Genomic DNA, 25,630 nt, shown 5'->3' with positions numbered 1-25,630 from the left:
GTCGTCGGTGGCGGCCCGGGGCCGGTCCGGGTCGTCGGCGCCCGGCAGGGGGTGACCGGTGACCGCGACCAGCCGGGGCAGGTCGGCGCGGCGCACCGCCGGCAGGAGCACCTGCCCGCCGTCGTCCAGCCGGGCGACGGCCCGGCCCGCCGGGTCGGCGGCCAACGCGACGATCCGGGTCCAGGGCAGCCGGCGTTGCCCGAGCAGGGCGCGGACGCGGATCTCGCGCGGGTCGACGTCGGTGCCGGCCCGCCAGGCCCAGACGAGCACCGCCAGCGGGACGAGCAGCACCGGGGCGAGGTACCACCTGGCGTTCGCGACCGGGATCGCGCCGATGGCGGCGACGATCGCCGCGGCCACGATGGCCTGGCTGTGCCGGAAACGGAGGGTTTCGGTGCGGCTCACCCCCCGATGATCCCACCCGCCGGGTCACCGGCCCCGGGGCGGGGCGGTGCTGCCGCGGGGGGTCAGGTGCGCGGTCTCGTCCTGGAAGGCGGTGACCGTCTCGCCGGCGATGGCGGCCAGCAGGCGTCGGGCGGCGTGTGACCCGTACGCGGGGATGTCCCGGCTGAGCGCGGTCAGCGGCGGGTGCACGAGCTGGCAGAGCGGGGAGTCGTCCCACGCCACGATGGAGAGGTCGCCGGGGACGGTGAGGCCCATCTCCTGCGCCACCGACAGACCGGCGATCGCCATCACGTCGTTGTCGTAGATCACCGCGGTGGGCCGGTTGGCGGAGCTGAGCAGGCGTCGGGTGACGCGGGCCCCCTCCTCGCCGGAGTAGTCGGCGGAGGCGGTCACCGCGTCGACCAGGTCGAGCCGGCGGCACACCCGCTCGAACGCCTCGGCGCGGATCCGGGTGTGCAGCAGGTCGGGCAGACCGCCGACCCGGGCGATCCGGCGGTGCCCGAGGGCGACCAGGTACTCCACCGCCTCCACCAGCGCGGCGGACTCGTCGGACCAGACGCTGGCCAGGTCGCCGGTGTGCCCCGGGCCGCCGATCACCACCGCGGGCAGCCGCAGCTCCTCCAGCGCCGGGACCCGCCCGTCGTCGAGCCGCAGGTCGCAGACGAGCACCCCGTCGACCCGCCGTTCGGCCCACCAGCGCCGGTAGACGGCGATCTCGGCGGCCTGGTCGGCGACCACCTGGAGGGTCAGCGCGTACGAGCGGGCGGAGAGCTCGGCCTCGACGCCGCTGATCAGCTCCATGAAGAAGGGTTCCAGGCCGAGGATCCGGGCGGGCCGGCACAGGGCCAGCCCGACCGCCCTGGCGGTGGCCCCGGACAGCGCGCGGGCGGCGCTGCTGGGCCGGAAGCCGATCTCCTCGGCGATGGCGATGATGCGCTGCCGGGTGGCCTCGGAGACGCCGCGTTGACCGTTGAGCGCGTAGGACACCGCGCCCTTGGAGACCCCGGCCCGCCGGGCGACGTCGGCGATGGTCGGCCGCTTCACCGGCGTGCTCCTCCGCTTCCAGGCCCTCACGGGCGGTCCTCTCTCGCCGCTGCCGGGGCCGGTCGGCCGGGCCCGGGACCGGCGGCCGTCGGACCCGGGGGAGGGGGCCGGGCGGACCGGTCGGCGCACTCACGCTACTGCACGTGGTCGACGATCCGGTCCGGCACCGGTTACTTGCTCGGTTAAGCGCAGGTAAAACCTGATCTTTACGCTTCGTTGACAGGCCGGAAACCGGCCCGTACGGTGGCTTCACTTATCCGGTTCAGTCAACGTCTCTCGATGTCGGGAGCGTTCCCATAGTGCGCGGAGGAAGGCATGAGAGCGTCCTGGTCCCGCTTCGCCCGAGTGCTCTCGGTGGGCGCGGTCAGCCTGGTGCTGGTGACGGCGTGCAGCGGCAACAGCGGTGGTGACAGCTCCGGGGAGGCCGGTGGCACGGTCACCCTCAAAATCAACTTCTGGGGTGACTTCGGCCTCGACGAGCTGAAGTCGACGTACGAGGCCGCCAACCCCAACGTCAAGATCGTGCTCAACACGGGTGAGTACAACGCCCAGCACGAGGACCTCCAGAAGAAGCTGATCGCCGGCAGCGGCGCGCCCGACATCGCCGCCATCGACGAGGGCTTCGTCGTCCAGTTCCGGGGGCAGGCCGACAAGTTCGTCAACCTGCTCGACAAGGGCGCCGGCACGTACGAGCAGAAGTACCTGCCGTGGAAGTGGAAGCAGACGCTCACCGCGGACGGGAAGACCCAGATCGGCCTCGGCACCGACGTCGGCGGCCTGGCCATGTGCTACCGCACCGACCTGTTCGCCGCCGCCGGCCTGCCCACCGAACGCGACCAGGTCTCCGCCCTCTGGCCCACCTGGGACAAGTTCATCGAGACCGGCCAGCGGTACGTGGCCAACAGCGACGGCAAGAAGTTCGTCGACGCGGCCACCAACATCTTCAACCCGGTCCTCGGGCAGCAGCCGGTCGGCCTCTACGACGAGTCCGACACGCTGAGGATGGACGGCGGCCCGAAGGTCGCGTTCGACGTCGCCGCCAAGGCCATCGCCGCGAACCTCTCGGCCAACCTGACCGCGTTCTCGCCCGAGTGGAACGCCGGCTTCGTCAAGGGCAACTTCGCCGTCCTGGCCTGCCCGGCCTGGATGCAGGGGCACATCAAGAACACCGCACCGCAGACCGAGGGCAAGTGGGACGTGGCCGCGATCCCCGGCGGCGGCGGCAACTGGGGCGGCTCCTTCCTGACCATCCCCAAGCAGGGCAGGAACGTCGACGAGGCGTACAAGTTCCTGGAGTGGCTGATCCAGCCGGAGCAGCAGATCGAGATCTTCAAGCAGGTCGGCAACCTGCCGTCCCAGCCGGCGCTCTACCAGGACCCGGCGATCCGGGACTTCACCAACCCGTTCTTCAGCAACGCCCCGGTCGGGCAGATCTTCTCCAGGACGGCGGAGAACCTGACCCCGCAGTACCTGGGCAGGAAGAACGGCCCCACCCGGGTCGCCGTGGAGAACGTCCTCGGTCGGCTCTCCACCGGCAACCTCAAGGGCAAGCCCGACCAGGCCTGGGCCGAGGCGGTCAAGGAAGCCGAGAAGGCCGCGAACGCCTGACCGTACGCCGACGGACCGGCCGGTGGGGCGAGCGCGTCCCCACCGGCCGGCGGCGGTCCCCGAGCCCCGGAGGTGCCCCCGATGTCCCCCACCCGCGCCGCCCCCACGGCGCCCCGACCCGCCGCCGACCCCGACCCGGGCCGGTCCCGCCCGCCGTCGGCCTGGCGCGACCGGCTGTACCGGTTCGACGTGCGTTACCTGCCGTACCTGCTGATCGCCCCGTTCTTCCTGCTCTTCGCGGTGTTCGGGCTGTTCCCGATCGTGTTCAACGGGGTCGTCGCGCTGCGCACCTGGCGGCTCGACGACCCGAGCCTGGACGGCTGGGCCGGGCTGGGCAACTTCGCCCGCCTGGTCGACGACGGCGACTTCTGGAACGCGCTCTACAACACGTTCGGCATCTTCCTGCTCTCCACCGTCCCGCAGTTGCTGCTCGCGCTGGTGGTCGCGTCGCTGCTGAACCGGAAGCTGCGCGCGCAGACCTGGTTCCGGGTGGGGGTGCTGCTGCCGTACATCACCCCGGTGACCGCCTCCACGCTGATCTTCACGGTGGTGTTCGCCCGGGACACCGGCATCGCCAACTGGGCGCTGTCGCTGCTGGGCATCGGCGAGACCGAGCCGATCGACTGGCGGGCCACGAAGTGGGCGTCCTGGATCGCCATCGCCACCATGGTCAACTGGAAGTGGATCGGCTACAACGCCCTGCTCTACCTGGCCGCGATGCAGGCCATCCCGCGTGACGTGTACGAGGCGGCGGCGGTCGACGGGGCCGGCCCGTGGCGGCAGTTGTGGCGGATCACCGTACCGATGATCCGGCCGGTGGTGATCTTCACGGTGGTGCTGTCCACCATCGGCGGCCTGCAACTGTTCACCGAGCCGATGCTCTTCGAGGCGAACTCGGCGGCGGCCACCGGCGGCGCGGACGGCGAGTGGCAGACCATCGCCCAGCTCATCTACAAGGTCGGCTGGCGGGACCTCAACCTCGGGTACGCGGCGGCGATGTCCTGGGCGCTGTTCCTGATCATCCTGATCGTCGCGGCGGTCAACGCCCTGATCACCAACCGCCTGGGCGGAGGCAGGCGATGAGCGGCTCGCGGCGGCACGCGGCGTTGGCGGGGCGGGCGCCGCAGAGCACCCCCGGCAGCGTGTGGAACTACCTCTTCCTGAGCGTGGTCATCGCGTTCTCGGCGTTCCCGCTGTACTGGATGTTCGTGATCGCGACGAACACCGACGAGGCGCTGGCGAAGATCCCGCCGCAGGTGGTGCCCGGCGGGGAGCTGGTGACGAACCTGCGGGAGGTCTTCTCCATGCAGGACGTCTTCTTCCTCCAGTCGCTCGGCAACAGCGTGATCGTGTCGTCCGTGGTGACCGCCTCGGTGCTGTTCTTCTGCGCGCTGGCCGGGTTCGCCTTCGCCAAGCTGCGCTTCAAGGGCCGCAACGCGCTGATGATCATGGTGATCCTGACCATGACCGTGCCGAACCAGCTCGGCGTGGTCGCCCTCTACATCCTGATGGGGTACCTGCCCGGTGAGGGCGGGTGGAACGGCACCCTGCTCGCGGTGATCGTGCCCGGTCTGGTCACCGCGTTCGGGGTGTTCTACATGCGGCAGTTCATCCTGGACGCGGTGCCCGACGAGCTGGTCGAGGCGGCCCGGATCGACGGGGCCACCACCATGCGGATCTTCTGGAGCGTGGTCGTGCCGGCGGTCCGCCCGGCGATGGCCGTGCTCGGCCTGCTCACCTTCGTCGCCACCTGGAACGAGTTCCAGTGGCCGCTGATCACGCTGGGCGGCACCGACTACCCGACCTCGATGGTCGCCCTGTCCGACCTGGCCAGCGGCAACTACGTGCTGTACCGGCGGGTGCTGGCCGGCGCGCTGGTCGCCACCCTGCCGCTGCTGGTGATGCTGGTCATCGGCGGCCGACAGATCGTCCGCGGAATCATGGAAGGCGCGGTGAAATCTTGAGCGAGCCACACGGGGGAGCTTCGACCTGGAACGCCCTGCACGACGGCTGGACCCTGCGGGTGGTACCCCACCCGCAGGTTCCCGCGACGGTGGCGGGCGCGACCGTCCCCGCCACCGTCCCCGGCTGCGTGCACACCGACCTGCTGGCCGCCGGTCTGATCCCCGACCCGTACCTCGACGACAACGAGACCGGGCTGGCCTGGATCGGCCGGACCGACTGGGTGTACGAGACCACCTTCGACCGACCGCCGGGGACGCCCGACCGGATCGACCTGGCCTGCGCCGGGCTGGACACGGTCGCCACGCTCACCCTCAACGGCGTCGTGATCGGCCGTACCGAGAACATGCACCGCGGCCACCGGTTCGACGTCGGGGCGCTGCTGCGCGACCAGGGCAACCACCTCGCGGTCCGGTTCGACTCCGCCTACCGGTACGCCGAGGCGCACCGGGACCGGCTCGGCGACCGGCCCAACGCGTACCCGGAGCCGTTCCAGTTCATCCGCAAGATGGCCTGCAACTTCGGCTGGGACTGGGGCCCCACCCTGGTCACCGCCGGGATCTGGCAGGACATCGGCCTGCACGCCTGGTCCACCGCCCGGCTGGCCCAGGCGCGCCCGCTGGTCACCGTCGCCGACGGCGTCGGCGTCGTCGAGCTGCACGTGGCGGTCGAACGGACCTCCGACGTACCGCTCGTGGTGCGGGCCGCCGTCGGCGGCTCGACCGCCGAGGCGGTCGTCGCGGCCGGGGAGCGCACGGCCGTGCTCACCGTCACCGTCGACGACCCCGAGCTGTGGTGGCCCCGGGGGTACGGCGACCAGCACCGCTACGACCTGGCCGTGTCCCTGCTCGACGCCGACGGCACGCCGCTGGACGGCCACGCCCGGCGGATCGGCTTCCGGACGGTCCGGCTGGACACCACCCCCGACCCGTACGGCTCGGCGTTCGCCCTGGTCGTCAACGACGTGCCGGTCTTCGTCCGGGGCGTCAACTGGATCCCCGACGACGTCTTCCCCCACCGGGTCACCCGGGACCGGCTGGCCCACCGGTTCGGGCAGGCGACCGACGCCAACGTCAACCTGCTGCGCGTTTGGGGCGGCGGCCGGTACGAGTCCGACGACTTCTACGACCTCGCCGACGAGCACGGTCTCCTCGTCCAGCAGGACTTCCTCTTCGCCTGCGCGGCGTACCCGGAGGAGGCGCCGTTCCGGAGCGAGGTCGAGGCGGAGGCGCGCGAGCAGGTGACCCGGCTCGCCGGCCACCCGTCGCTGGCGCTGTGGACCGGCAACAACGAGAACATCTGGGGCTGGCACGACTGGGACTGGCAGGAGGCGCTCGCCGGGCGCACCTGGGGGCGGGGCTACTACCTCGACCTGCTGCCCGCGGTCGTCGCCGAGCTGGACCCGACCCGCCCGTACTGGCCGGGCAGCCCGTGGTCGGGCCGCGAGGAGATCCACCCGAACGACCTGGCGCACGGCACCACGCACATCTGGGACGTCTGGAACACCGACGACTACACCAGGTACCGGGAGTACGTGCCCCGGTTCGTGGCCGAGTTCGGCTACCAGGCGCCGCCCGCGTACGCGACGCTGCGTCGGGCGTTGTCGGACGAGCCGCTCGCCCCGGACTCGCCCGGCATGGCCCACCACCAGAAGGCCGCCGACGGTGACCTGAAGCTCCGGCGCGGGCTGGACGCGCACCTGCCCGCCCCGGCCGACTTCGACGAGTGGCACTACCTGACGCAGGTCAACCAGGCGCGGGCCATCGCGCTCGGGGTGGAGCACTTCCGCGCCCACCGGGGCGTCTGCATGGGCACGATCGTCTGGCAGCTCAACGACTGCTGGCCGGTCACCTCCTGGTCCGCCGTGGACGGCGACGGCCGGCGCAAACCCCTGTGGTACGCGCTGCGCCACGCGTACGCCGACCGGCTGCTGACCGTGCAGCCCCGCGCCGGCGGGCTGGCCCTGGTGGCGGTCAACGACGGCGGTAGGCCGTGGCGGGCCACCGCCACCGTCACCCGGCACGCCCTCACCGGCGACCTCCAGGCGAAGACGGCGTACGACCTGAATGTGCCGCCGCACGCGGTGGTGGAGTTGCCGTTGCCGCCGGAGCTGGCGTCGCCCGGGGACGCCGCCCGGGAGCTGCTGGTCGCCGAGGCCGGCGACACCGCCGAGCGGGCCCTGTGGTTCTTCGCCGAGGACAGGGACGTCCCCTGGCCGCCGTCGGCCTACGACGCCACCGTCACGTCGTTCGACGACGGCGTACGCGTCCAGGTCACCGCCCGCACCATCCTCCGCGACCTGGTGCTGGCGGCGGACCGCCTGGACCCGGCCGCCGAGGTGGACCGGGCCCTGGTCACCCTGCTGCCCGGCGAGTCGGTGACCTTCACCGTGCACGCCCGACGCCCGCTCGACCCGAACGCCCTCACCACCCGCCCGGTGCTGCGCGCGGTCAACTGAGTGGCGCGGAAGGGCCTCCTCCGGACGCTGCGCGCCCAGGAGGAGGCCCTTCTTCACCTCCCACTACTAGACGGCGCATAGTACCGGCCGTATTATGTGTCGCATGATAGCGACGGCGGGTGGGGTGGACGATTCGGCCGAGCGGCAGGCCCAGCTCCTGCGCGGCTGCCTGGACATGTGCCTGCTGGCGCTGCTCGCCGCCGAGCCGGCGCACGGCTACGAGCTGGTCCACCGGCTCGACACCGCCGGATTCGGCCCGGTCAGCTACGGCACCGTCTACCCGCTGATCACCCGACTGCACCGGTTGGGGCTGGTCGCCAACGCCCGGCAACCCAGCCCCAACGGGCCGCCCCGCAAGGTCTACCGGCTCACCGACACCGGCCACGACCGGCTGCGCGCCTGGCGTGCGCAGTGGTTCCAGTTCGCGGGCGTCGTGAACGGGACCCTCGCCGCCCGGCCCCCGAAACCAGGAGACGACCATGAGCACGCCCACACAGGCAGTTGACCGTCTGCTCACCACGGCGGACCGCGAATGGCGGGCCCTCGGCATCCGCCCCGACGACCGGGTCACCCTCGTCGCCGACCTGCGCGCCGAGTTGGAGGCGGCAGCCGCCGACGGGCTCGACCCCGCCGAGCTGCTCGGCGCCGACCGCGCCGCGTTCGCCCTGCGGGTCGCCGAGGAAGCCGGCATGGACGTGACCCCACCCCGGTACGGCCACGTGCTCGCCACCGCCAGCGCCGGCGCGCTGCTCGCCCTCGTCGCGGGCTCCGTCCTGGCCAGCGGCCTGCACTACGCGTTCGTGGCGCTGTTCGACCTGCCTCCGGACGTCCGCGTGCCGGTGTGGCTCGCCGCCGGCGTCTTCTACGGCGGCGTCGCGGCGGTCGTCGTCGCCGGGGCCGTCCTCGCCGTGCGCGTCGCCCTCCGGGACACGCCCCGGATCCGGCACACCGCGACCCGGATGGCCCTGCTGCTGCCACCCGCCCTGGCGGCCGGCGTCGCCGCCGCCGTCGTGCTCGGCTGGTCGCTGGAGTTCCCGCTCACCCCGCTGGTGATCGGGGCCGAGGCGGCGCTCGTCCTCGCGGCGTTCCTCGCCGCAACGGCCCTGGCCCGCCGCTGGTCGGTGACGACGGCGGCGTGACGCCGGCCCGACGCCCGGCGGAACGCGTGCCCTACGGACGGCACTAGGGTCGGAGCCCATGACGAGTGGTGGTGACACCGGGTTGGCCGGGCTTGCCGAGACGCTGCGACACTTCGCGGAGGAACGGGACTGGCAGCAGTTCCACACCCCGAAGAACCTCGCCATGGCGCTGGCCGGCGAGGTGGGGGAACTGCTGGCCGAGTTCCAGTGGCTGACCCCGGACGAGTCGGCCCGGGTGATGACCGACCCGGAGCACGGGGCCCGGGTCCGCGCCGAGCTCGGCGACGTGGTGATCTACCTGACCCGGCTGGCCGACCTGCTCGGCGTCGACCTGGTCGAGGCGGCCACCGACAAGCTCGCCGAGGCCGCCCGCCGCTACCCGGCGGAAACCGCCCGGGGTACGGCGACCAGGGCTCGCCACGCGTGACGCGAGGCCGCGCCGCACCGCTGGGTGATCTTGTCGTGCGCCGTTTCACGGATGTAGGGGTTTCGGGTCGGGCTGATGCCCCTACATCCGTGAAGTGGAGTGGATCAAGTGGGGGTGAAGGTGAGGACAGGGGCCGGTCGGGTCGCGTACGGCGACCGGGGCGCCGCCTTGACCCGTCAACGTAGCGCGTCGACCAGTTGCCAGACGCCGGTCGAGGGGTTGGCGTCCGGTGGCGCCCCGAGCTTCTGGGCCCGACCGACAGCGTCCGTGACGCCTTCGCGGAAGTCGTCGAATCGTAACTTCGTCTTGTCCCAGTCCTTGACATGACGCCGCAACAGATCCCTGGCCTTCCTGGCGTTGTCCAGATGGGAACAGCCGACGTGGTGCAGGATCAGCCACACCTCGAAGCAGGGGTTCGACCAGAGCAGGCTGACGTCGTGCGTCCGTGCCTCGTTCGTCGGCGGGGCGACCGGATACTGGTCCACGTCGCAGACCACGTACGCCTGGTCGAAGTCGTTGTCGTCGCGGCGGCGGGCGGCGGCGCGTACCGCGTCGACGGGTGATCCCTTCTCGACGACCACGACCAGGCGCTGCCGGAGCCACGGCTCCAGGCGGAGCGCCTCAAGGTAGGCGCGTTCCGTGGACTCCCCGTTGGTCACGGCGAGCACCGTCTTGCGCTGTTCCCGGACGCCGGGCCTGCGGCGGAGATCGGTTTCCCGGGCGGTGCGGGTGCGGCCGGTGCTGGAGGGGTCAGCTCGTCGCTTCGTCATCCACCTGTCTCCGTGCTGCCAGGGCCTGCTCGAACAGGTACGTCGACAGGTCCGGCACCGCGCCGTAGTTGCCGTTCAGATAGCGGCGCTGCCGGTTCTCGCCATCCTTGCGGGGCTTGAAATCCGTCAGCGGGTAGAGCGTGGACGCGCCGTCGGCGTCCTTCTCGGTGAACCAGATCTCGTCCCGCCGCAGGATCTCCTCGGTGTCGATGGTGCCGAGCAGGGCGGCGTCGTGACTGGTGAAGATGAGCTGACTGTGACGCGGGTTCGACGCCACGCTCTGGAAGAGCCCGACGAGCTTCGCGGTGAGCAACGGGTGCAGGCTGGCGTCGATCTCGTCAACGCACATGGTGCCGCCACTGCTCAACACCTCGGCCGCCTCGATGGCGAGCCCGAGTAGCTGTTGAGTGCCCGTCGACTCCTCGGCAAGCTCGAAGAGCACTTCCCCTGCTGGTCCCTGGTGGGCGAACCTCAGCCTCTTCCGTAACGCTCGCTCGCTGGCCTGACGCAACCTGGTGTGCATGCTGGACCTGATCACGGACGACGGGGGAGGCCACGGTGGCTCATCCAGGGGAACGCTCGTCGACGCAACGACATCGACGATCCCGACGTCCGCCGCACGAAGAAGCTCGACCACCACCCGTCTGCTGGGTCCGCTGTCGGGCCAGTCCAACCCGAGAGCGTTGGTGGGCCGGAGGCCGGGGTTCTCGCGGCCGTAGATGTCACGGAACCAGCGGTAGACGCCGTGCGGTGGCTCGTCGGTCGCGGCCGGGGGACCATGGCCGAAGCGGGCGACGGTGGAGAGGAACAGAGCGGTGGAGGCGGTGACCTCGGCGATCCGTTCGAGCAGGATGCGCTGGCCGGTGTCCTCCCCCCACGCGTACGAGTCGCGGGTGCGTTCGAAGACGCGCCGCCGGCGCTTCCGCGGGTAGTGGTAGAGCCACTCCTCGGCAACGCCGTCATTGTCCACGGCGAAACCGTAGGTGTGCCGGACGCCGTTCAGGTTGAGGTCGACGACGTAGTGCGACGGCTCTTCGAGCGAGTCCGTCGTGAGCCGGAACGGCTCGCGGACGATGCCCAAACCCGGCTCGACCTCGCGGTCGGAGGAGAGCACCAACCGGCGCATGAACGACAGGGCGTGCAGACAGTTGGACTTGCCGGAGGCGTTGGCGCCGAAGATGCCGACCACCCGGACGGCCGGCTCGGGCTCGTCTCCGCTGCGGTAGGCCGGCGTCAGGTTGAGTTGCTGTTCGTCCCGGAAGGACCGGTGGTTGGCGAAGCGGAAACTCAACAACATGGCTGTGCCCTCAGATCCTGGACCTACCGGCCCTTCCCTGCGAGTAAACCACGCAGAAGACCCTGAAGCATCCACCTCGCCGGGGCCAGGTTGCCTGACCGGTCGGGCCGCCGCCCGCACGGCCGGCTCTGGCCGATCTTGCCGTGCCCCATTTCACGGATGTAGGGGCTTCGAGTCGAGGGGATGCCCCTGCATCCGTGACGTGGAGTGGATCAGGTGGGCTGGGGTCAGTGGGTGGGGCGGGTGGTGTGGAGGAAGGTGGTCCAGGCGGTGGGGGTGAAGGTGAGGGCGGGTCCGGTCGGGTCCTTGCCGTGCTGTCGTAGCCCGCAGGTGGGCCCCCCGGCTTGATGATCTTGCTGTGCGCCATTTCACGGATGTAGGGGCTTCGAGTCGGGCCGATGCCCCTACATCCGTGAAGTGGAGTGGATCAAGCGGGCTGGGGTCAGTGGGTGGGGCGGGTGGTGTGGAGGAAGGCGGTCCAGGCGGTGGGGGTGAAGGTGAGGGCGGGCCCGGTCGGGTCCTTGCTGTCGCGTACGGCGACGAGACCAGGCAGGTTGTCGGCCACTTCGACACATTCCCCGCCGTTGCTGCCGCTGCGACTGCTCTTACGCCATCGGGCTCCGGTCAGGTCAGCCATGGTGTACCTCCCCAAGGATCTTGTCGATGAGCCGCCTCGATTGTCCCTGGTCGAGGGCAAGCGCATCGATGCTCATCCAGACGTTCTCATATGCGGCGAATTCCTGGGGCCGGTCGAGGTACAGCGCGCCAGTCCACGACTCGCTGTAGACAACCGGCGGCTCAGGCGTTGTTCGGGTGCCGGGAGGGAACTCCAGCATCACGAACGTGCCCGCCTCGACTCCGCGATGGAGCCCGGCGGTGAGCGGCAACACCCGCACCGAGACGTTCGGTCGTTCGCCCAGCGTCAACAGGTGACGGAGTTGCCCCGCCATCGTCGCCCGGCTGCCCACGACCCGCAGTAGCGCCGCTTCGGAGAGGACGACTGCGCAACGAGGAGCCGGCGGCAAGCGGCGGCTCAGTAGGGCCTGCCGCTGTAGTCGTACCTCGACCAGGCGCTCCCGCTCGTCATCGCTGACCTCGGAGCGGTGCTGGTACACCGCGTGCGCATATTCCCTCGTTTGCAGAAGCCCTGGAATCATCGCGTCGTAGTAGAACCTGAGCCGGTGGGCGGCCTGCTCCAGGCCCACGTACAGCTCGAACCAGTCGGGGATGGCGTCGCCGTAGGCGTGCCACCAGCCTCTCGCCTTGGTCTCGCTGGCCAGGGCGGTCAGCGCGGCGGTCAGCTCCGGGTTGGCGTCGTAGAGCTGGCACATCGCCCGCACGTCCACCCCGCGCACCGAGCCGAGGCCGCTCTCGATCCGCCACACCTTCTGTCGGCTGCACTCCAACGCGTCGGCTGCCGCGTCCAGGGTGACCCCCGCCTCGGCGCGCAACTGTCGCAGCGCTCGACCGAGCTGCCGTCGCGGCACCGTCGAACCCATGTCCTCGGCCAACGATCACGCCTCCTCTCCGTTTTTTTAACATCCGGAACGCCTTCTCTGGAATGCCTATCCGTTGTCCATAAATAAGTCAAGAATCGGGGCCGAAAAAGTTGCTTCGCTGCCGATCCGCAGCGCAGTATGGCCGTGGCGCGGCGGTCTTCGCTTCCCCCGGTACCGATCGTCGCGCCCTCTTCTCGGGCGACCTGACCTGCGGGCATAGGTCGTCATCACCGTTATAGGAAAGGAGCGGATGCTTCCGTGCGCGCATTTCTGCGTCAGGTTGTGGTAATACTGTGCCGCGCTATTGGCGAGCCGTGGGAATCCCACGCCGAATCGGGTCGGCCAGACGCCGCCGAGGCGCGCGGGACCGCGTACCGCAGCGCTGTGCCCGGACCGCTGCGGCCCTGGCAGGTGCGCGGCAAGCTGTTCACCCCACGCGGCCGGCACGGGGTGGACGCCGCCGAGGTACGGCACTTCCTCGACCGGGTCGCCGACGACCTGACCGCCTGCTACGCCGAGGTGGCCCGCGCCCACGCCGAGAACGACCGGATCAAGACGGCCCTGCGCCAGTGGCAGTCCGAGCTGGCCCGCCGCGAGCTGGCGGGCATCCGGTGAGCGAACGGTTCGTGGCGCACCTGCCGTTCACCGCCACCGACCTGCCCGCCGCCCGGCAGTTCACCGGCACGCTGGCCCGCTCGGTGAGCTTCCTGTCCGAGGTGGACGCCGCCGAGGTCACCGTCAGTTTCGAGGACGAGCAGGGCGTACGGCACCGGGTCTTCTGCGACCTGCCGCTGCCCGACCGCCGCCGCTGCGCCCGCCGGGTCGACCACGACGGCCCCTGCTCACCGAAACCGCCGCGATGAACGGCGCGCACGGGAGCGGCACCACCGGCCCGGTGGGCGGGGCCAGCGACGTCGTCGACTGCCCGGAGTGCGTGACCGTCGGGTGCCCGCGTTGTCACTGGCGGGGTCGTCGCCGCGCCCAGCTCCTGCTCACCGTCGCCAACCGGGAGACCGGCGCGGTCGCCTCCGCCCGGGTCACGCCCGCCGACCTCGACCCCCGCCCGGACCCGGCGGGTGGCTGGGCCGCCGACCTGACCCACCGGGTACGCGACCTCGCCGCCACCGTCGCCGTCCCGCTCGACCCCGAGCCCCTGGCGGTACGCCTGCCACCGCAGTGGCGGCCCGACCTGCCCGAGCGTGACCGGCACGCCCTCGCGGCGGCGGCCCTCGCCGAGCTGGCCCGCCGCCGGCCGTGGCGGCTCTGGCTCGGCGGATCGACAGTGCCGCCACCGGAGGACCCGGCCGACCGGCTGGGCCGGCTCTGCGACCTGGCCGGGCTGCTCCTGCTCGACCTGGTCGTGACGGTCCGCCGACACGACGACCAGTGCCAGGACGACCGGTGCCAGGGCGACTGCCGGCGGGACGACTGCCGGCAGGGCGACCGCCGGCAGGGTGATTGCCGGCAGGACGGCCGCCGGCAGGGTGAGCGGTGGCGTTGGACGGTCCGGTACGAGGTGCCCGGCTCACCGGCGCGGCACGTGCCGGCGGAGGGCAGCCCCGACCTGGCCACCGCCCTGGCCGAGACCGACGCGCGGGCGGCCCTGACCGGCCTCACCGCCCGGGGACGGCACGCCCCGCCCAGCGTCATCAGAGCCGACCTGTCGCGCGCGGCGTCACCATCGCGCCCACTGCCCGTCCCCGGTGGGCCGGCGACGGCCGTCCCCCGGGTGGACCGGTTGGCCGGTCGGCTCCTGGCCGCGCTCGGCGACCGGGTGGCCGCCCAGGCCCGCTGGCGGGACGACGCCTGGCGGATCGCCCCGCTCGACCACCCCGACCCCACGACCACGGAGCCGTCGGCGACGGTGCTGGTCACGATCACCGACCTGCGGCGGCGGGTGGCGCACGTGGCGTGGACGGCCGGCGCGCCGGAAGAGGTCTGCGAGGTGGCCACCGGGCCCGGTGGGCGGCCGGTCGTGCAGCTCCCGCAGCGGTACCGGCTCGGCGCGTGGGCGCACGCGTTCGGCGTACCGCCGGAGGAGCTGGCGGAGGCCGACGGCGGCCACGGCATCCCGCGTGAGCTGCGCGACGGGTACGTGACCCTGCCCTCGGCGGACGCCGACCCGGTGGGGGAGTACGTGCGTGCGGTGGGCCGGGGGCTGCCCGGCGGGCGGCTGATCGTCACCGCCGTACGCCCCGACGTGCCGCCGCTGGCCGAGTTGGCGCGGCTGGTGACCGGGCTGGACCTGGCGTTGCAGGTCAGCCTGCTGGATCTGGGGCGGCATGCCGGTCACCCGTCGCGGGCCGACGGGCGCTACTGGTCGGTGCAGGTACGGCCCCGGGACGCCCCGGTGGATCCGGCGGATCTGCCGACCCGGCCGAGCCTGGCGGCGGCGCTCGACGACTGCGTGACCCACCTCGCCGACGACCTGTCCGCGCTGGTCCCGGCCGACCCGGAGGCCCCGCTGCCGGCGCCCTGCGCCCCGCCGCGCGCTTCGCTTCCCGACCCGGCGTCGGCGCTGCTGCGGCTCGCCGCCGAGCACGCCGGCCGCGCGGTGACGCTCCGACTGACCCGCGCCGGTGACCTCGTTTACCGGCATCACGAGGACGGGGTGTGCCGGCTGCCACCGCCGGTCGGGAGCGACGGCAGCCGGACGATCAACTACTGAGACGGTTCGCCTGTCGATGCGAGAGAAGCCGCGTGGACCGGTCGGGGTCCATGCGGCTTCCGCTGCGTCAGAACGCCGCTGTGTTAGGAAGGGCCCCTATTCGGGGACTCGGCGGTAGGCGCCGTCGCTGGCGGAGGTGGCCATGGAGGCGTACGCGCGCAGGGCGGCGGAGACGGGGCGCTGCCGGTCGACGGGGGTGTACGGGCGGTCGCGCTTCTCCTGGGCGATCCGCCGGGCCTCCAGCACGTCGGCCGGGACGTCCAGCTCGATCGACCGGTTCGGGATGTCGATGACGATCTGGTCACCCGGCTCGACCAGGGCGATCAGCCCACCGGAGGCGGCCTCCGGGGAGGCGTGCCCGATGGACAGCCCGGAGGTGCCGCCGGAGAACCGGCCGTCGGTGAGCAGCGCACAGGCCCGCCCCAGACCCCGCCCCTTGAGGAACGAGGTGGGGTAGAGCATCTCCTGCATGCCGGGGCCACCCTTCGGGCCCTCGTACCGGATGACCACCACGTCCCCGGCGACGATCTCCTTGGCCAGGATCGCGGTGACCGCGTCGTCCTGCGACTCGTAGACCTTGGCCGGGCCGCGGAAGGTCAGGCACTCCTCCGGCACCCCGGCGGTCTTCACCACACAGCCTTCCGGGGCCAGGTTGCCGTACAGGATGGCCAGCCCGCCGTCGGCGGAGTAGGCGTGCGCGCCGTCCCGGATGCACCCGGCGGCGGCGTCGGTGTCCAGGGTGGACCAGCGGTTGGTGGTGGAGAACGGCTCGGTGGTGCGGACCCCGCCCGGCGCGGCGTGGAACAGCTCGACCGCCTCCGGCTTCGGGGATCCGCCGCGCACGTCCCAGTCGGCCAGCCAGCGCTCCAGCGAGGGGGAGTGCACCGAGCGTACGTCCCGGTGCAGCAGGCCGGCGCGGTCCAGCTCGCCGAGGATGGCCGGGATGCCGCCGGCCCGGTGCACGTCCTCCATGTGGTACTGCGGGGAGTTCGGGGCGACCTTGGCCAGGCAGGGCACCCGCCGGGAGACCGCGTCGATGGCGGCCACGTCGAAGTCCAGCTCCGCCTCGCGGGCGGCGGCCAGCAGGTGCAGGATCGTGTTGGTGGAGCCGCCCATCGCCACGTCCAGGGCGACGGCGTTCTCGAAGGCGTGCCGGTCGGCGACCACCCGGGGCAGCACCGAGTCGTCGTCCTGCTCGTACCACCGCTTGGCGATCTCGACGACGGTGCGGCCGGCCTCGACGAACAGCGACCGGCGCGCGGCGTGGGTGGCGAGGGTGGAGCCGTTGCCGGGCAGCGCCAGGCCGATGGCCTCGGTGAGGCAGTTCATCGAGTTGGCGGTGAACATGCCGGAGCAGGAGCCGCAGGTCGGGCAGGCGGACCGCTCGATCTCGCCGAGCTGGTCCTCGGTGACCGCCTCGTTGGAGGAGGCGATCATCGCGTCGATCAGGTCGATCTTGGAGTGCACGACGCCCTCGATCGCCACCGTCTTGCCGGCCTCCATCGGGCCGCCGGAGACGAAGACGGTCGGGATGTTCAGCCGCAACGCGGCCAGCAGCATCCCCGGGGTGATCTTGTCGCAGTTGGAGATGCAGACCAGGGCGTCCGCGCAGTGCGCGTTGACCATGTACTCGACCGCGTCGGCGATCAGCTCCCGGCTGGGCAGGGAGTAGAGCATGCCGCCGTGGCCCATGGCGATGCCGTCGTCGACGGCGATGGTGTTGAACTCCCGTCCCACCCCGCCGGCGTCGGCCACCGCGTCGGCGACCAGGCCGCCGAGATCCTTGAGATGGACGTGACCGGGGACGAACTGGGTGAAACTGTTGGCGATGGCGACGATCGGCTTACCGAAGTCGTCGTCGGTCATCCCGGTGGCCCGCCAGAGGGCCCGGGCGCCGGCCATCGTCCGACCGTGCGTGGAGGTCTTCGACCGCAGCTCAGGCATGCCCCCCAGCATGGCACCACCGGCCGACCCGCGCGGCGGCGCGCGCGACACGTCCCACCAGATGCGCACCCGGGGCCCCGCCCGTCGATGTCTTCCGGCAGAGTTGACCCCGTGCATCACACCCCGGCCCCGGTCCCCGCCCTGATCGCCGTCGCGGTGGCGGCCGGGCTGCTGGCGGCCGTGGCCACCGGGCTGCTGCTCGGCTCCGCCCGGCGGCGACGCGGGGCGTACCGGCAGGCGCACCTGCTGCTCGCCGCCGGCGCGCTGGTCGCGCTGCTCAGCCTCGCGGTGGGGCTGGCCGGCGTGGCCGTCACCCCGACGCACCAGCAGGCCGAACGCACCGGCTGGGCGACGGTGGTCGCGGTCGGGATCGCGGTCAGCGGCCTGCTCGGCTGCGCCGGCCTGCTGCGGATGCCCGGGGTGGTCGGGTCGAGGTCCGGCGGGGTCCGGCTGGTCCTCGACGGGGTCAGCGTGGCGACGGCGTTGTGGTTCGTCGGCTGGGTGCTCTTCTCCGAGCCGACCCGGCTGCTCGGCGACGCCACCCCGATGGCCTGCGTGCCGATCCTGCTCGCCACGGTCAGCGCCGCCCTGGCCGCCGGGCTGAACGCGGTGGTCGCGGCGCGCGCCCCCCGTCCCCGGCTCCGGCTGGCCGGGCTGTGCTGCGGCATCACCGCCACGATCGTCGGCGGGCTGGGCCTGGCCGGCGGCCTCTGCCAGGCCGGTACGACGCTGGCGCTTGCCGGCGCGACGCTGCTCGCCGTGGGTCTGCTCGGCGCGGCGTCGGCGGTGCACACCGCGGACCCGCCCGGCCAGGTGCAGGCCGACCTGATCCGCCGGGACAGCGGCTACGCCTTCCTGCCGATGATCGCCATGGCCGCCTCGGCCGGGTACCACCTCCTCCAGGACGGACGGTTCGACGCGTACGGGATCACCGCCGGCAGCCTGGAGGGGTTCGCGCTGGTCACCCGGCAGTACCTGACGCTGCACGACATGCGCGGGTACGCGGCCCGGCTGGTCGAGCGGGAGGCGCACTTCCGGAAGCTGGCGCACACCGACCCGCTGACCGGCCTGGCGAACCGACGGGAGCTGCTGCGCGCCCTGTCGGCCGCCGCCGACAGCCAGGAGCCGGTGGCGCTGCTCGGGCTGGACCTGGACGGTTTCAAGCACGTCAACGACATGCGCGGGCACGACGTCGGGGACGCGGTGCTGGCCGAGGTCGGCCGGCGGCTGCGCGCCCACCAGGAGCCCGGCTACCTGGCGGCCCGGCTCGGCGGGGACGAGTTCGCCGTGCTGTTGCGGGGCGGGCGGGCGGTGGACGCCGACCGGGTCGCGCAGCGGTTGCTGGCCGAGTTGGGTCGGGCGTACGAGCAGCCGGCCGGGCCGGTCCTGCTGTCGGTGAGCATCGGGGTGGCCGGTCGGGCCGACGAGTCCGCGGCGGCCCCGCGCCGCGCCGACGAGCCGGACGTCGAGGTGCTGCTGCGCCACGCCGACCTGGCGCTGCGGCACGCCAAGCAGCAGGGCAAGAACCGCACCGAGCGGTACGACGTCGGGTACGAGCAGCGGCTGCGCCGCCGGACGACGGTGGAGCACGAGCTGCGGGGCGCGATCGGGCGCGACGAGCTGCGGTTGGTCTTCCAGCCGGTGGCCTCGTTGCCGTCGGTGCGTCCGGTCGGGGCGGAGGCGCTGCTCCGCTGGCGTCACCCGGAGTTGGGCAACGTGCGGCCGGACGAGTTCATCCCGCTCGCCGAGGAGTGCGGCATGATCGCCACGCTCGGCGCGTGGGTGCTGGACGAGGCGTGCCGGCAGCTCTCCCGGTGGCTGGCCGACGGCCACGACGTCTGGGTGTCGGTGAACGTCTCGCCCCGGGAGTTGCACGCCGAGCAGTACGTGACGCAGGTCGCCGAGGCGTTGCGTATCCACCGGGTGCCGCCGCAGCGGCTGGTGCTGGAGGTCACCGAGCACGCCGTGGCGACCGACCTGGACGCGTTGATCCGCCGGTTGGCGGCGCTGCGCCGGACCGGGGTGCGGATCGCCCTGGACGACTTCGGGGCGGGCTACTCCTCGTTGGGTCAGCTCCGCCGGCTGCCGATCGACATCCTCAAGATCGACCACGGGCTGGTCGCCGAGCACGAGCCGGTCCGGCCGGTCGACCGGGACGGCCCGCCGTTCGCCCCGATGGTCGACATCGTGATGCGGCTCGGGCACCAGTTGGGGCTGGAGGTGATCGCCGAGGGGGTGACCTCGCCCACCGAGCTGGCGGCGGTGGTCGCCGCCGGCTGCCGGTTCGGCCAGGGCGCGCTGTTCGGCTGGGGCGTGCCGGCGGAGCACCTGGAGGCGATGCTGGACGCGGCGACCTCGCCGGGCGCCCGCCCCCCGGTCGTTCCCCGGGCGGCGTTGCCCGGCCCGCCGGCTGTTCCCCGGCCGGCGTTGCCCGCCGCCCCGCGTCCGGCGCTGTCCGACGCGCCGGCCGTCCCCCGGCCGGCGTCGCCCGGTGCGCCGACGGCCTCCCGGGCGGCGCTGTCCGACGTGCCGGTCGGCGTGGTCCCACCGGACGGGACGGGCGTTCCGCCGGGCGGCGCGCCGTCCGCGCAGGTGGGAGGGGCATCTTCCCGGGACGGTTCGGGCTGCGCCAACTCCCGTTGACCAACATGTGGGATCAGTTGACTCATCGCGTGAGATACGTCAGGCTGTCCCCATGCCGTCGTTCCGCTTCCCGCGAGTACTTATCTGAGCGCACTCTCCCCCGTCGAGAGTGCGCTGGCCCCGTGCATCTGCACGAGGGCCGTTTTTATTGCCGTTGGACCAGTCGGGGCGGGCCCTGCCCGCGTTGCACCACGTGACGAGCGCGTCACCTCGACGCGCCGGTCATCTCGAGCCACTCACCCGAGCCGCTCGACCGCTCACCCGAGCCGTCCGAGCCACTCACCCGAGCCGAAGGCCAGAACCGTCATGACGAGACCCACGCCAGAGACCCTCGCCCATTCCGCCCGGCGAGCCCGGACGGCCACCGAGCCCGCCGGGGCCCCCGGCCCGGCCGCCCCGGCGGTATCCGCCGTCGGCGACCAGGTCTCCGGCGCCGGCTCCCTGGTGCGTTCGCTCGAAGCGCTCGGCGTCGACGTGGTCTTCGGCATCCCGGGCGGGGCGATCCTGCCGGCGTACGACCCGCTCTACGACTCCCGGGTGCGGCACATCCTGGTCCGGCACGAGCAGGGCGCCGGCCACGCCGCCACCGGGTACGCGCAGGCCACCGGCCGGGTCGGGGTGTGCATCGCCACCTCCGGCCCCGGCGCGACGAACCTGGTCACCCCGATCGCCGACGCGTACATGGACTCGGTGCCGATGGTGGCGATCACCGGCCAGGTGGCGCGGCCGGCGATCGGCACGGACGCCTTCCAGGAGGCGGACATCCAGGGCATCACCCTGCCGATCACCAAGCACAACTTCCTGGTGCAGACCCCGGAGGAGATCCCGCAGGTCCTGGCCGAGGCGTTCCACCTGGCGTCCACCGGCCGGCCCGGCCCGGTGCTCGTCGACATCCCCAAGGACGTCCTCCAGGCGCAGACCACCTTCACCTGGCCGCCCACCCTGGACCTGCCCGGGTACCGCCCGACCCTGCACCCGCACGGCAAGCAGATCCGCGAGGCGGCCCGGCTGATGACCACCGCCCGCCGCCCGGTGCTCTACGTCGGCGGCGGCGTGCTCAAGGCCGGGGCCACCGAGGGGCTGCGCCGGCTGGCCGAGCAGACCGGCATCCCGGTGGTCACCACGCTGATGGCGCGCGGCGCGTTCCCCGACTCGCACGACCAGCACCTCGGCATGCCGGGCATGCACGGCACGGTCGCCGCGGTCTACGCCCTCCAGAAGTCCGACCTGATCGTCGCGTTGGGCGCCCGGTTCGACGACCGGGTGACCGGCAAGCTCGACTCGTTCGCCCCGGGCGCGACCATCGTGCACGCCGACATCGACCCGGCCGAGATCGGCAAGAACCGGACGGCGGACGTGCCGATCGTCGGTGACGCCCGGCACGTCATCGACGAGCTGATCGGCGCGGTCACCGTGGAACACGCCGCCGGTCGGGTCGCCGAGCTGACCGACTGGTGGGCGCAGCTCGGTGACCTGCGGGCGCGCTACCCGCTCGGGTACGACGAGCCGGCCGACGGCACCCTCGCCCCGCAGTACGTGATCAAGCGGTTGGGCGAGATCGTCGGCCCGGACGCGATCTACGTGGCCGGCGTCGGGCAGCACCAGATGTGGGCGGCGCAGTTCATCTCGTACGAGCAGCCGTACACCTGGCTGAACTCCGGCGGCGCCGGCACCATGGGGTACGCGGTCCCGGCCGCGATGGGCGCGAAGGTCGGCAAGCCGGACACGGTGGTCTGGGCGGTGGACGGCGACGGCTGCTTCCAGATGACCAACCAGGAGCTGGCGACCTGCGCCCTGGAGGGCATCCCGGTCAAGATCGCCGTCATCAACAACGGCAACCTGGGCATGGTCCGGCAGTGGCAGACCCTGTTCTACGACGCCCGCTACTCCAACACCGAGCTGGGCACCCACAAGCACCGCATCCCGGATTTCGTCAAGCTCGCCGAGGCGCTCGGCTGTATCGGCCTGCGCTGCGAGAACGCCGCCGACGTGGACAAGACCATCGAGGCGGCGATGGCGATCGACGACGCGCCGGTGGTGATCGACTTCGTGGTCGGCAAGGACGCGATGGTCTGGCCGATGGTGGCCGCCGGCACCAGCAACGACGAGATCATGTTCGCCCGTGGCGTCCGCCCGGTCTTCGACGAGGACGATGTCTGATGACTCTGCACACCCTGTCCGTGCTGGTGGAGAACAAGCCGGGCGTCCTGGCCCGGGTCTCCGGGCTGTTCTCCCGGCGCGGGTTCAACATCGACAGCCTGGCCGTCGGCGAGACGGAGAACCCGGACGTCTCCCGGATCACCATCGTGGTCAACGCCGAGTCCTCCCCGCTGGAGCAGGTCACCAAGCAGCTCAACAAGCTGGTCAACGTACTCAAGATCGTCGAGTTGGACCCGCAGGTCTCGGTGGCCCGGGAGCTGCTGCTGGTGAAGGTCCGCGCGGACCGTAACGCCCGCAGCCAGGTGCTGGAGACGGTCGCGCTGTTCCGCGCCCGGGTGGTCGACGTCGCCCCGGACACGTTGACCGTCGAGGCGACCGGCACCCCGGACAAGCTGGACGCGCTGCTGCGCGACCTCGAACCCTTCGGCATCAAGGAGATGGTCCAGTCGGGCACGGTGGCGATCGGGCGCGGCTCGCGCTCCATCACCGCCGGCCCGTCCCTGCGCGCCGCCTGAGACGCCGGTGAGGCGTTCCTCCCCGACGCCGACCGCATCCACCCGCATCCGTACCAGACCACGACGGGCCGACCCGGCCGTCGTACGAAAGGGAAGTTCTGATGAGCGTTGAGGTGTTCTACGACGACGACGCCGACCTGGGCCTGATCCAGGGTCGGACGGTCGCCGTGATCGGCTACGGCAGCCAGGGCCACGCCCACGCGCTGTCGCTGCGCGACTCGGGCGTCGACGTGGTGATCGGTCTGCCGGAGGGCTCGAAGAGCCGGGCCAAGGCCGAGGAGCAGGGGCTGCGGGTGCTCACCCCGGCGGAGGCGTCGGCCGCGGCCGACGTGATCATGATCCTCGCGCCGGACACGGCGCAGCGCAAGCTCTACACCGAGTCGGTCGCCCCGAACCTGACCCCCGGCAAGGCGCTCTTCTTCGGCCACGGCTTCAACATCCGGTACGGGCTGATCAAGCCCCCGGCCGACGTGGACGTGGCGATGGTCGCCCCGAAGGGCCCGGGTCACCTGGTCCGCCGCCAGTACGTCGACGGCAAGGGCGTGCCCTGCCTGGTCGCCGTCGAGCAGGACGCCTCCGGCGGCGCGCTCGCGCTGGCCCTGTCGTACGCCAAGGGCATCGGCGGCACCCGGGCCGGCGTGATCCGGACGACCTTCAAGGAGGAGACCGAGACCGACCTGTTCGGTGAGCAGGCGGTCCTCTGCGGTGGCGCGTCCGCGCTGGTGCAGACCGGTTTCGAGGTGCTCACCGAGGCCGGTTACGCCCCCGAGGTGGCCTACTTCGAGTGCCTGCACGAGCTCAAGCTGATCGTCGACCTGATGTACGAGGGCGGCATCGCCCGGATGCGCTACAGCATCTCCGACACCGCCGAGTACGGCGACCTGTCCCGGGGCCCGCGGGTGGTCGACGGCCGGGTCAAGGAGGAGATGCGCAAGATCCTCGCCGAGGTGCAGTCCGGTGAGTTCGCCCGCGAGTGGATCGCCGAGGACGACGCCGGCCGGCCGAACTACCGCAAGTGGCAGGCCGAGGGCGCGGCGCACCCGATCGAGGAGACCGGCCAGAAGCTGCGCGGCATGATGAGCTGGGTCGACCGCCCCCTCACCGAGACCGCCTGACCCCCCACCCGCCAACCGCCCCACCCCGCCCTGTCGATCAAGAGGTTCGCGTCACCGGCACGCCGGGATCCGAGCGCGCGCGGAGCTCTTGATCGACGGGAGCGGGGCGGGGCTCGTGGCGTGCCGGTGCGGGGCTCGTGGCGGGGTGGGCGGGTGGTCGAGGGCGGGTGGCGGGGCGGGGGTGTGTGAGGGCAAACACCCCGTGCCAGCGGACACCGCCGGTAGCCTGCCGCCTACCATCGGCGGGAGGTGCTTCCGGCACCCGAACGGCCATGGCCCGGTTCAGCACAGGGCGCAGTGCGGCGTCCCGTCGAGGCAGCCGACCGCCCGCACAATATCTACGAGGACCGATGAATCCTGTCGTACTGATCGCCGAAGAGCTCGCTCCCGCCGCCATCGAGGTGCTCGCCCACGACTTCGACGTACGTCACGTCGACGGCACCGACCGTCCGGCGCTGCTGTCCGCCCTCGCCGAGGCCGACGCGGTGATCGTGCGCAGCGCCACCCAGATCGACGCGGAGGCCGTCGCCGCCGCGCCCCGGCTGAAGGTGGTCGCCCGGGCGGGCGTCGGTCTCGACAACGTCGAGGTGCCGGCCGCCACCGCCCGGGGCGTCATGGTGGTCAACGCCCCCACCTCGAACATCGTCTCCGCCGCCGAGCAGGCCGTCGCGCTGCTGCTGGCCGTGGCCCGCAACACCGCCAGCGCCAGCGCCGCGCTCAAGGCGGGGGAGTGGAAGCGGTCGAAGTACACCGGCGTCGAGATCCAGGGCAAGACCGTGGGCGTGGTCGGCCTCGGCCGCATCGGCGTGCTGTTCGCCCAGCGGATCGCCGCCTTCGGCACCCGGCTGATCGCGTACGACCCCTACATCCAGCCGGCCCGCGCGGCCCAGCTCGGGGTGCGTCTGGTCGGCCTGGAGGAGCTGCTGCGGGAGAGCGACTTCATCTCGATCCACCTGCCGAAGACCCCGGAGACGGTCGGCCTGATCGGCGAGAAGGAGCTGTCGCTGGTCAAGCCCGGCGTGCGGATCGTCAACGCCGCCCGCGGCGGCCTGGTCGACGAGCAGGCCCTCGCCGACGCCATCGCCGAGGGCCGGGTGGCCGGCGCCGGCGTCGACGTGTACGCCAAGGAGCCGTGCACCTCCTCGCCGCTGTTCGCCTTCGACAACGTGGTGGCCACCCCGCACCTGGGCGCGTCCACCCACGAGGCGCAGGACAAGGCCGGCCTGGCCGTGGCGAAGAGCGTCAAGCTCGCGCTCCAGGGCGAGTTCGTGCCGGACGCGGTGAACGTGCAGGCCGGCGGCGTGGTCGCCGAGGACGTCCGGCCGCTGCTGCCGCTGGCCGAGAAGCTGGGCCGGGCGTTCACCGCGGTGGCCGGCGGGGTGGCCGCCAGCGTCACCGTCGAGGTCAAGGGCGAGATCGCCAACCACGACGTCTCGGTGCTCAAGCTCGCCGCCACCAAGGGGCTGTTCAGCTCGGTCGTCGAGGAGCAGGTCACCTACGTCAACGCCCCGCACCTGGCCGCCGAGCGCGGCGTCGAGGTGACCCTGACCAGCCAGGCCGACGGGGTGGACCAGCCGAACCTGGTCACCGTGCGCGGGGCGCTGCCCGACGGCCGTACGGTGAGCGTCTCGGGCACCGCCGTCGGCGCCGCCGGCCGCGAGGTCCTCAAGCTGACCGAGGTCGACGGCTTCGACGTCGAGATCGGCGCGGAGGGCATCCTGCTCTTCCTCCGCTACGTCGACCGTCCCGGCGTGGTCGGCACGGTCGGCACCCTGCTCGGCGAGGCCGGCATCAACATCGCCGCCATGCAGGTGGCCCGCCGGGAGGCGGGCGGCGAGACGCTGATGACGCTCACCGTCGACCAGGCGCTCGGCGCGGACCTGCTCACCTCCGCCGCCGAGTCGATCGGCGCGACCGCCGCCAGCGCCGCCGACCTCCGCGACGAGTGACCAGAACGCACCACGACGTACGAGGGG

At 72.3% G+C, this 25,630-nt stretch carries 21 protein-coding genes and 2 pseudogenes; 15 read left to right on the top strand and 8 right to left on the bottom strand.

Annotated features, from left to right (window positions below):
- Positions 1 to 36: 36 nt before the first annotated feature.
- Together O7606_RS12090 and O7606_RS12085 are read right to left on the bottom strand one after the other, a co-directional pair.
- Positions 37 to 405: pseudogene (locus tag O7606_RS12090) on the bottom strand (PH domain-containing protein); the annotation flags it as partial.
- Between the two features lie 24 nt (positions 406 to 429).
- Complete coding sequence (locus O7606_RS12085; RefSeq protein WP_281599166.1) at positions 430 to 1,449, bottom strand: LacI family DNA-binding transcriptional regulator; 1,020 nt, start codon at positions 1,447 to 1,449, stop codon at positions 430 to 432.
- A gap of 315 nt (positions 1,450 to 1,764) precedes the next feature.
- Here O7606_RS12085 and O7606_RS12080 point away from each other — a divergent pair, with 315 nt between their 5' ends.
- The 7 genes from O7606_RS12080 to O7606_RS12050 all read left to right on the top strand — a co-directional run bounded on the left by O7606_RS12080 (position 1,765) and on the right by O7606_RS12050 (position 9,043).
- Complete coding sequence (locus tag O7606_RS12080; protein ID WP_281599165.1) at positions 1,765 to 3,057, top strand: extracellular solute-binding protein; 1,293 nt, start codon at positions 1,765 to 1,767, stop codon at positions 3,055 to 3,057.
- Between the two features lie 81 nt (positions 3,058 to 3,138).
- Positions 3,139 to 4,140, top strand: coding sequence for a sugar ABC transporter permease (locus tag O7606_RS12075; protein WP_281599164.1), 1,002 nt, complete (start codon positions 3,139 to 3,141; stop codon positions 4,138 to 4,140).
- Positions 4,137 to 5,021, top strand: a complete 885-nt coding sequence (locus tag O7606_RS12070; RefSeq protein ID WP_281599163.1) for a carbohydrate ABC transporter permease — start codon at positions 4,137 to 4,139, stop codon at positions 5,019 to 5,021. Before O7606_RS12075 ends, O7606_RS12070 begins: the two co-directional genes overlap by 4 nt.
- Complete coding sequence (locus O7606_RS12065; protein ID WP_281599162.1) at positions 5,018 to 7,477, top strand: glycoside hydrolase family 2 protein; 2,460 nt, start codon at positions 5,018 to 5,020, stop codon at positions 7,475 to 7,477. Before O7606_RS12070 ends, O7606_RS12065 begins: the two co-directional genes overlap by 4 nt.
- A 103-nt stretch (positions 7,478 to 7,580) precedes the next feature.
- Complete coding sequence (locus tag O7606_RS12060; RefSeq protein WP_281599160.1) at positions 7,581 to 7,982, top strand: PadR family transcriptional regulator; 402 nt, start codon at positions 7,581 to 7,583, stop codon at positions 7,980 to 7,982.
- Entirely contained in the window at positions 7,957 to 8,616 is a 660-nt protein-coding gene (locus O7606_RS12055; RefSeq protein WP_281599158.1) for a hypothetical protein, read from the top strand. Before O7606_RS12060 ends, O7606_RS12055 begins: the two co-directional genes overlap by 26 nt.
- A gap of 58 nt (positions 8,617 to 8,674) precedes the next feature.
- The gene (locus O7606_RS12050; RefSeq protein ID WP_281599157.1) at positions 8,675 to 9,043 is read left to right on the top strand and encodes a nucleotide pyrophosphohydrolase; all 369 of its coding nucleotides are present in this window, start codon (positions 8,675 to 8,677) and stop codon (positions 9,041 to 9,043) included.
- Positions 9,044 to 9,219: 176 nt separating this feature from the next.
- On the opposite strand, the gene O7606_RS12045 is transcribed toward O7606_RS12050, so the two are convergent.
- The 5 genes and pseudogenes from O7606_RS12045 to O7606_RS12025 form a co-directional block, all read right to left on the bottom strand.
- Positions 9,220 to 9,813 carry an RloB family protein gene (locus tag O7606_RS12045; RefSeq protein WP_281599156.1) on the bottom strand — a complete coding sequence of 198 codons (594 nt, stop codon included), beginning with the start codon at positions 9,811 to 9,813 and terminating at the stop codon, positions 9,220 to 9,222.
- The gene (locus O7606_RS12040) at positions 9,794 to 11,110 is read right to left on the bottom strand and encodes an AAA family ATPase (protein WP_281599155.1); all 1,317 of its coding nucleotides are present in this window, start codon (positions 11,108 to 11,110) and stop codon (positions 9,794 to 9,796) included. Before O7606_RS12040 ends, O7606_RS12045 begins: the two co-directional genes overlap by 20 nt.
- A 227-nt stretch (positions 11,111 to 11,337) precedes the next feature.
- Positions 11,338 to 11,389 (bottom strand): annotated as a pseudogene (locus O7606_RS12035) (hypothetical protein); the annotation flags it as partial.
- Between the two features lie 163 nt (positions 11,390 to 11,552).
- The gene (locus tag O7606_RS12030; RefSeq protein WP_281599154.1) at positions 11,553 to 11,747 is read right to left on the bottom strand and encodes a DUF397 domain-containing protein; all 195 of its coding nucleotides are present in this window, start codon (positions 11,745 to 11,747) and stop codon (positions 11,553 to 11,555) included.
- The gene (locus O7606_RS12025; RefSeq protein WP_281599153.1) at positions 11,740 to 12,621 is read right to left on the bottom strand and encodes a helix-turn-helix transcriptional regulator; all 882 of its coding nucleotides are present in this window, start codon (positions 12,619 to 12,621) and stop codon (positions 11,740 to 11,742) included. The genes O7606_RS12030 and O7606_RS12025 overlap by 8 nt, the downstream gene beginning before the upstream one ends.
- Before the next feature lie 291 nt (positions 12,622 to 12,912).
- On the opposite strand from O7606_RS12025, the gene O7606_RS12020 reads away from it, so the two are divergent.
- Genes O7606_RS12020 through O7606_RS12010 form a run of 3 tightly spaced genes read left to right on the top strand, consistent with a single transcriptional unit; the run spans position 12,913 to position 15,277 of the window.
- Positions 12,913 to 13,224 carry a DivIVA domain-containing protein gene (locus O7606_RS12020; protein WP_281599634.1) on the top strand — a complete coding sequence of 104 codons (312 nt, stop codon included), beginning with the start codon at positions 12,913 to 12,915 and terminating at the stop codon, positions 13,222 to 13,224.
- Positions 13,221 to 13,472 carry a hypothetical protein gene (locus O7606_RS12015; RefSeq protein WP_281599152.1) on the top strand — a complete coding sequence of 84 codons (252 nt, stop codon included), beginning with the start codon at positions 13,221 to 13,223 and terminating at the stop codon, positions 13,470 to 13,472. The genes O7606_RS12020 and O7606_RS12015 overlap by 4 nt, the downstream gene beginning before the upstream one ends.
- Positions 13,469 to 15,277 carry a hypothetical protein gene (locus tag O7606_RS12010; protein ID WP_281599150.1) on the top strand — a complete coding sequence of 603 codons (1,809 nt, stop codon included), beginning with the start codon at positions 13,469 to 13,471 and terminating at the stop codon, positions 15,275 to 15,277. Before O7606_RS12015 ends, O7606_RS12010 begins: the two co-directional genes overlap by 4 nt.
- Positions 15,278 to 15,373: 96 nt before the next feature.
- Here O7606_RS12010 and ilvD read toward each other — a convergent pair whose 3' ends face one another.
- Positions 15,374 to 17,221, bottom strand: coding sequence for a dihydroxy-acid dehydratase (gene ilvD / locus O7606_RS12005; protein ID WP_281599149.1), 1,848 nt, complete (start codon positions 17,219 to 17,221; stop codon positions 15,374 to 15,376).
- Between the two features lie 180 nt (positions 17,222 to 17,401).
- Between ilvD and O7606_RS12000 the strand changes: the two genes are divergently transcribed.
- The 5 genes from O7606_RS12000 (at position 17,402) to serA (ending at position 25,603) form a co-directional block, all read left to right on the top strand.
- Positions 17,402 to 19,864, top strand: a complete 2,463-nt coding sequence (locus O7606_RS12000) for a bifunctional diguanylate cyclase/phosphodiesterase (RefSeq protein WP_281599632.1) — start codon at positions 17,402 to 17,404, stop codon at positions 19,862 to 19,864.
- 306 nt (positions 19,865 to 20,170) lie between these two features.
- The gene (locus tag O7606_RS11995; RefSeq protein ID WP_281599148.1) at positions 20,171 to 22,024 is read left to right on the top strand and encodes an acetolactate synthase large subunit; all 1,854 of its coding nucleotides are present in this window, start codon (positions 20,171 to 20,173) and stop codon (positions 22,022 to 22,024) included.
- Positions 22,024 to 22,539, top strand: coding sequence for an acetolactate synthase small subunit (ilvN, locus tag O7606_RS11990; protein ID WP_281599146.1), 516 nt, complete (start codon positions 22,024 to 22,026; stop codon positions 22,537 to 22,539). Before O7606_RS11995 ends, ilvN begins: the two co-directional genes overlap by 1 nt.
- A gap of 101 nt (positions 22,540 to 22,640) precedes the next feature.
- Positions 22,641 to 23,654, top strand: coding sequence for a ketol-acid reductoisomerase (gene ilvC, locus O7606_RS11985; protein ID WP_281599145.1), 1,014 nt, complete (start codon positions 22,641 to 22,643; stop codon positions 23,652 to 23,654).
- Positions 23,655 to 24,004: 350 nt separating this feature from the next.
- Complete coding sequence (gene serA / locus O7606_RS11980; protein WP_281599144.1) at positions 24,005 to 25,603, top strand: phosphoglycerate dehydrogenase; 1,599 nt, start codon at positions 24,005 to 24,007, stop codon at positions 25,601 to 25,603.
- Positions 25,604 to 25,630: the final 27 nt, after the last annotated feature.

Source organism: Micromonospora sp. WMMD882 (genome assembly GCF_027497255.1).
In the GTDB taxonomy this organism is placed as follows: Bacteria; Actinomycetota; Actinomycetes; order Mycobacteriales; family Micromonosporaceae; genus Micromonospora.
This window is presented reverse-complemented; position numbering and strand designations above follow the sequence as displayed.

Coding starts and splice junctions, on each gene's coding strand:
- O7606_RS12080 (WP_281599165.1), top strand. CDS start 1,765: ATGAGAGCGTCCTGGTCCCGCTTCGCCCGAGTGCTCTCGGTGGGCGCG.
- O7606_RS12075 (WP_281599164.1), top strand. CDS start 3,139: ATGTCCCCCACCCGCGCCGCCCCCACGGCGCCCCGACCCGCCGCCGAC.
- O7606_RS12070 (WP_281599163.1), top strand. CDS start 4,137: ATGAGCGGCTCGCGGCGGCACGCGGCGTTGGCGGGGCGGGCGCCGCAG.
- O7606_RS12060 (WP_281599160.1), top strand. CDS start 7,581: ATGATAGCGACGGCGGGTGGGGTGGACGATTCGGCCGAGCGGCAGGCC.
- O7606_RS12055 (WP_281599158.1), top strand. CDS start 7,957: ATGAGCACGCCCACACAGGCAGTTGACCGTCTGCTCACCACGGCGGAC.
- O7606_RS12050 (WP_281599157.1), top strand. CDS start 8,675: ATGACGAGTGGTGGTGACACCGGGTTGGCCGGGCTTGCCGAGACGCTG.
- O7606_RS12045 (WP_281599156.1), bottom strand. CDS start 9,813: ATGACGAAGCGACGAGCTGACCCCTCCAGCACCGGCCGCACCCGCACC.
- O7606_RS12040 (WP_281599155.1), bottom strand. CDS start 11,110: ATGTTGTTGAGTTTCCGCTTCGCCAACCACCGGTCCTTCCGGGACGAA.
- O7606_RS12030 (WP_281599154.1), bottom strand. CDS start 11,747: ATGGCTGACCTGACCGGAGCCCGATGGCGTAAGAGCAGTCGCAGCGGC.
- O7606_RS12010 (WP_281599150.1), top strand. CDS start 13,469: ATGAACGGCGCGCACGGGAGCGGCACCACCGGCCCGGTGGGCGGGGCC.
- ilvD (WP_281599149.1), bottom strand. CDS start 17,221: ATGCCTGAGCTGCGGTCGAAGACCTCCACGCACGGTCGGACGATGGCC.
- O7606_RS11995 (WP_281599148.1), top strand. CDS start 20,171: ATGACGAGACCCACGCCAGAGACCCTCGCCCATTCCGCCCGGCGAGCC.
- ilvN (WP_281599146.1), top strand. CDS start 22,024: ATGACTCTGCACACCCTGTCCGTGCTGGTGGAGAACAAGCCGGGCGTC.
- ilvC (WP_281599145.1), top strand. CDS start 22,641: ATGAGCGTTGAGGTGTTCTACGACGACGACGCCGACCTGGGCCTGATC.
- serA (WP_281599144.1), top strand. CDS start 24,005: ATGAATCCTGTCGTACTGATCGCCGAAGAGCTCGCTCCCGCCGCCATC.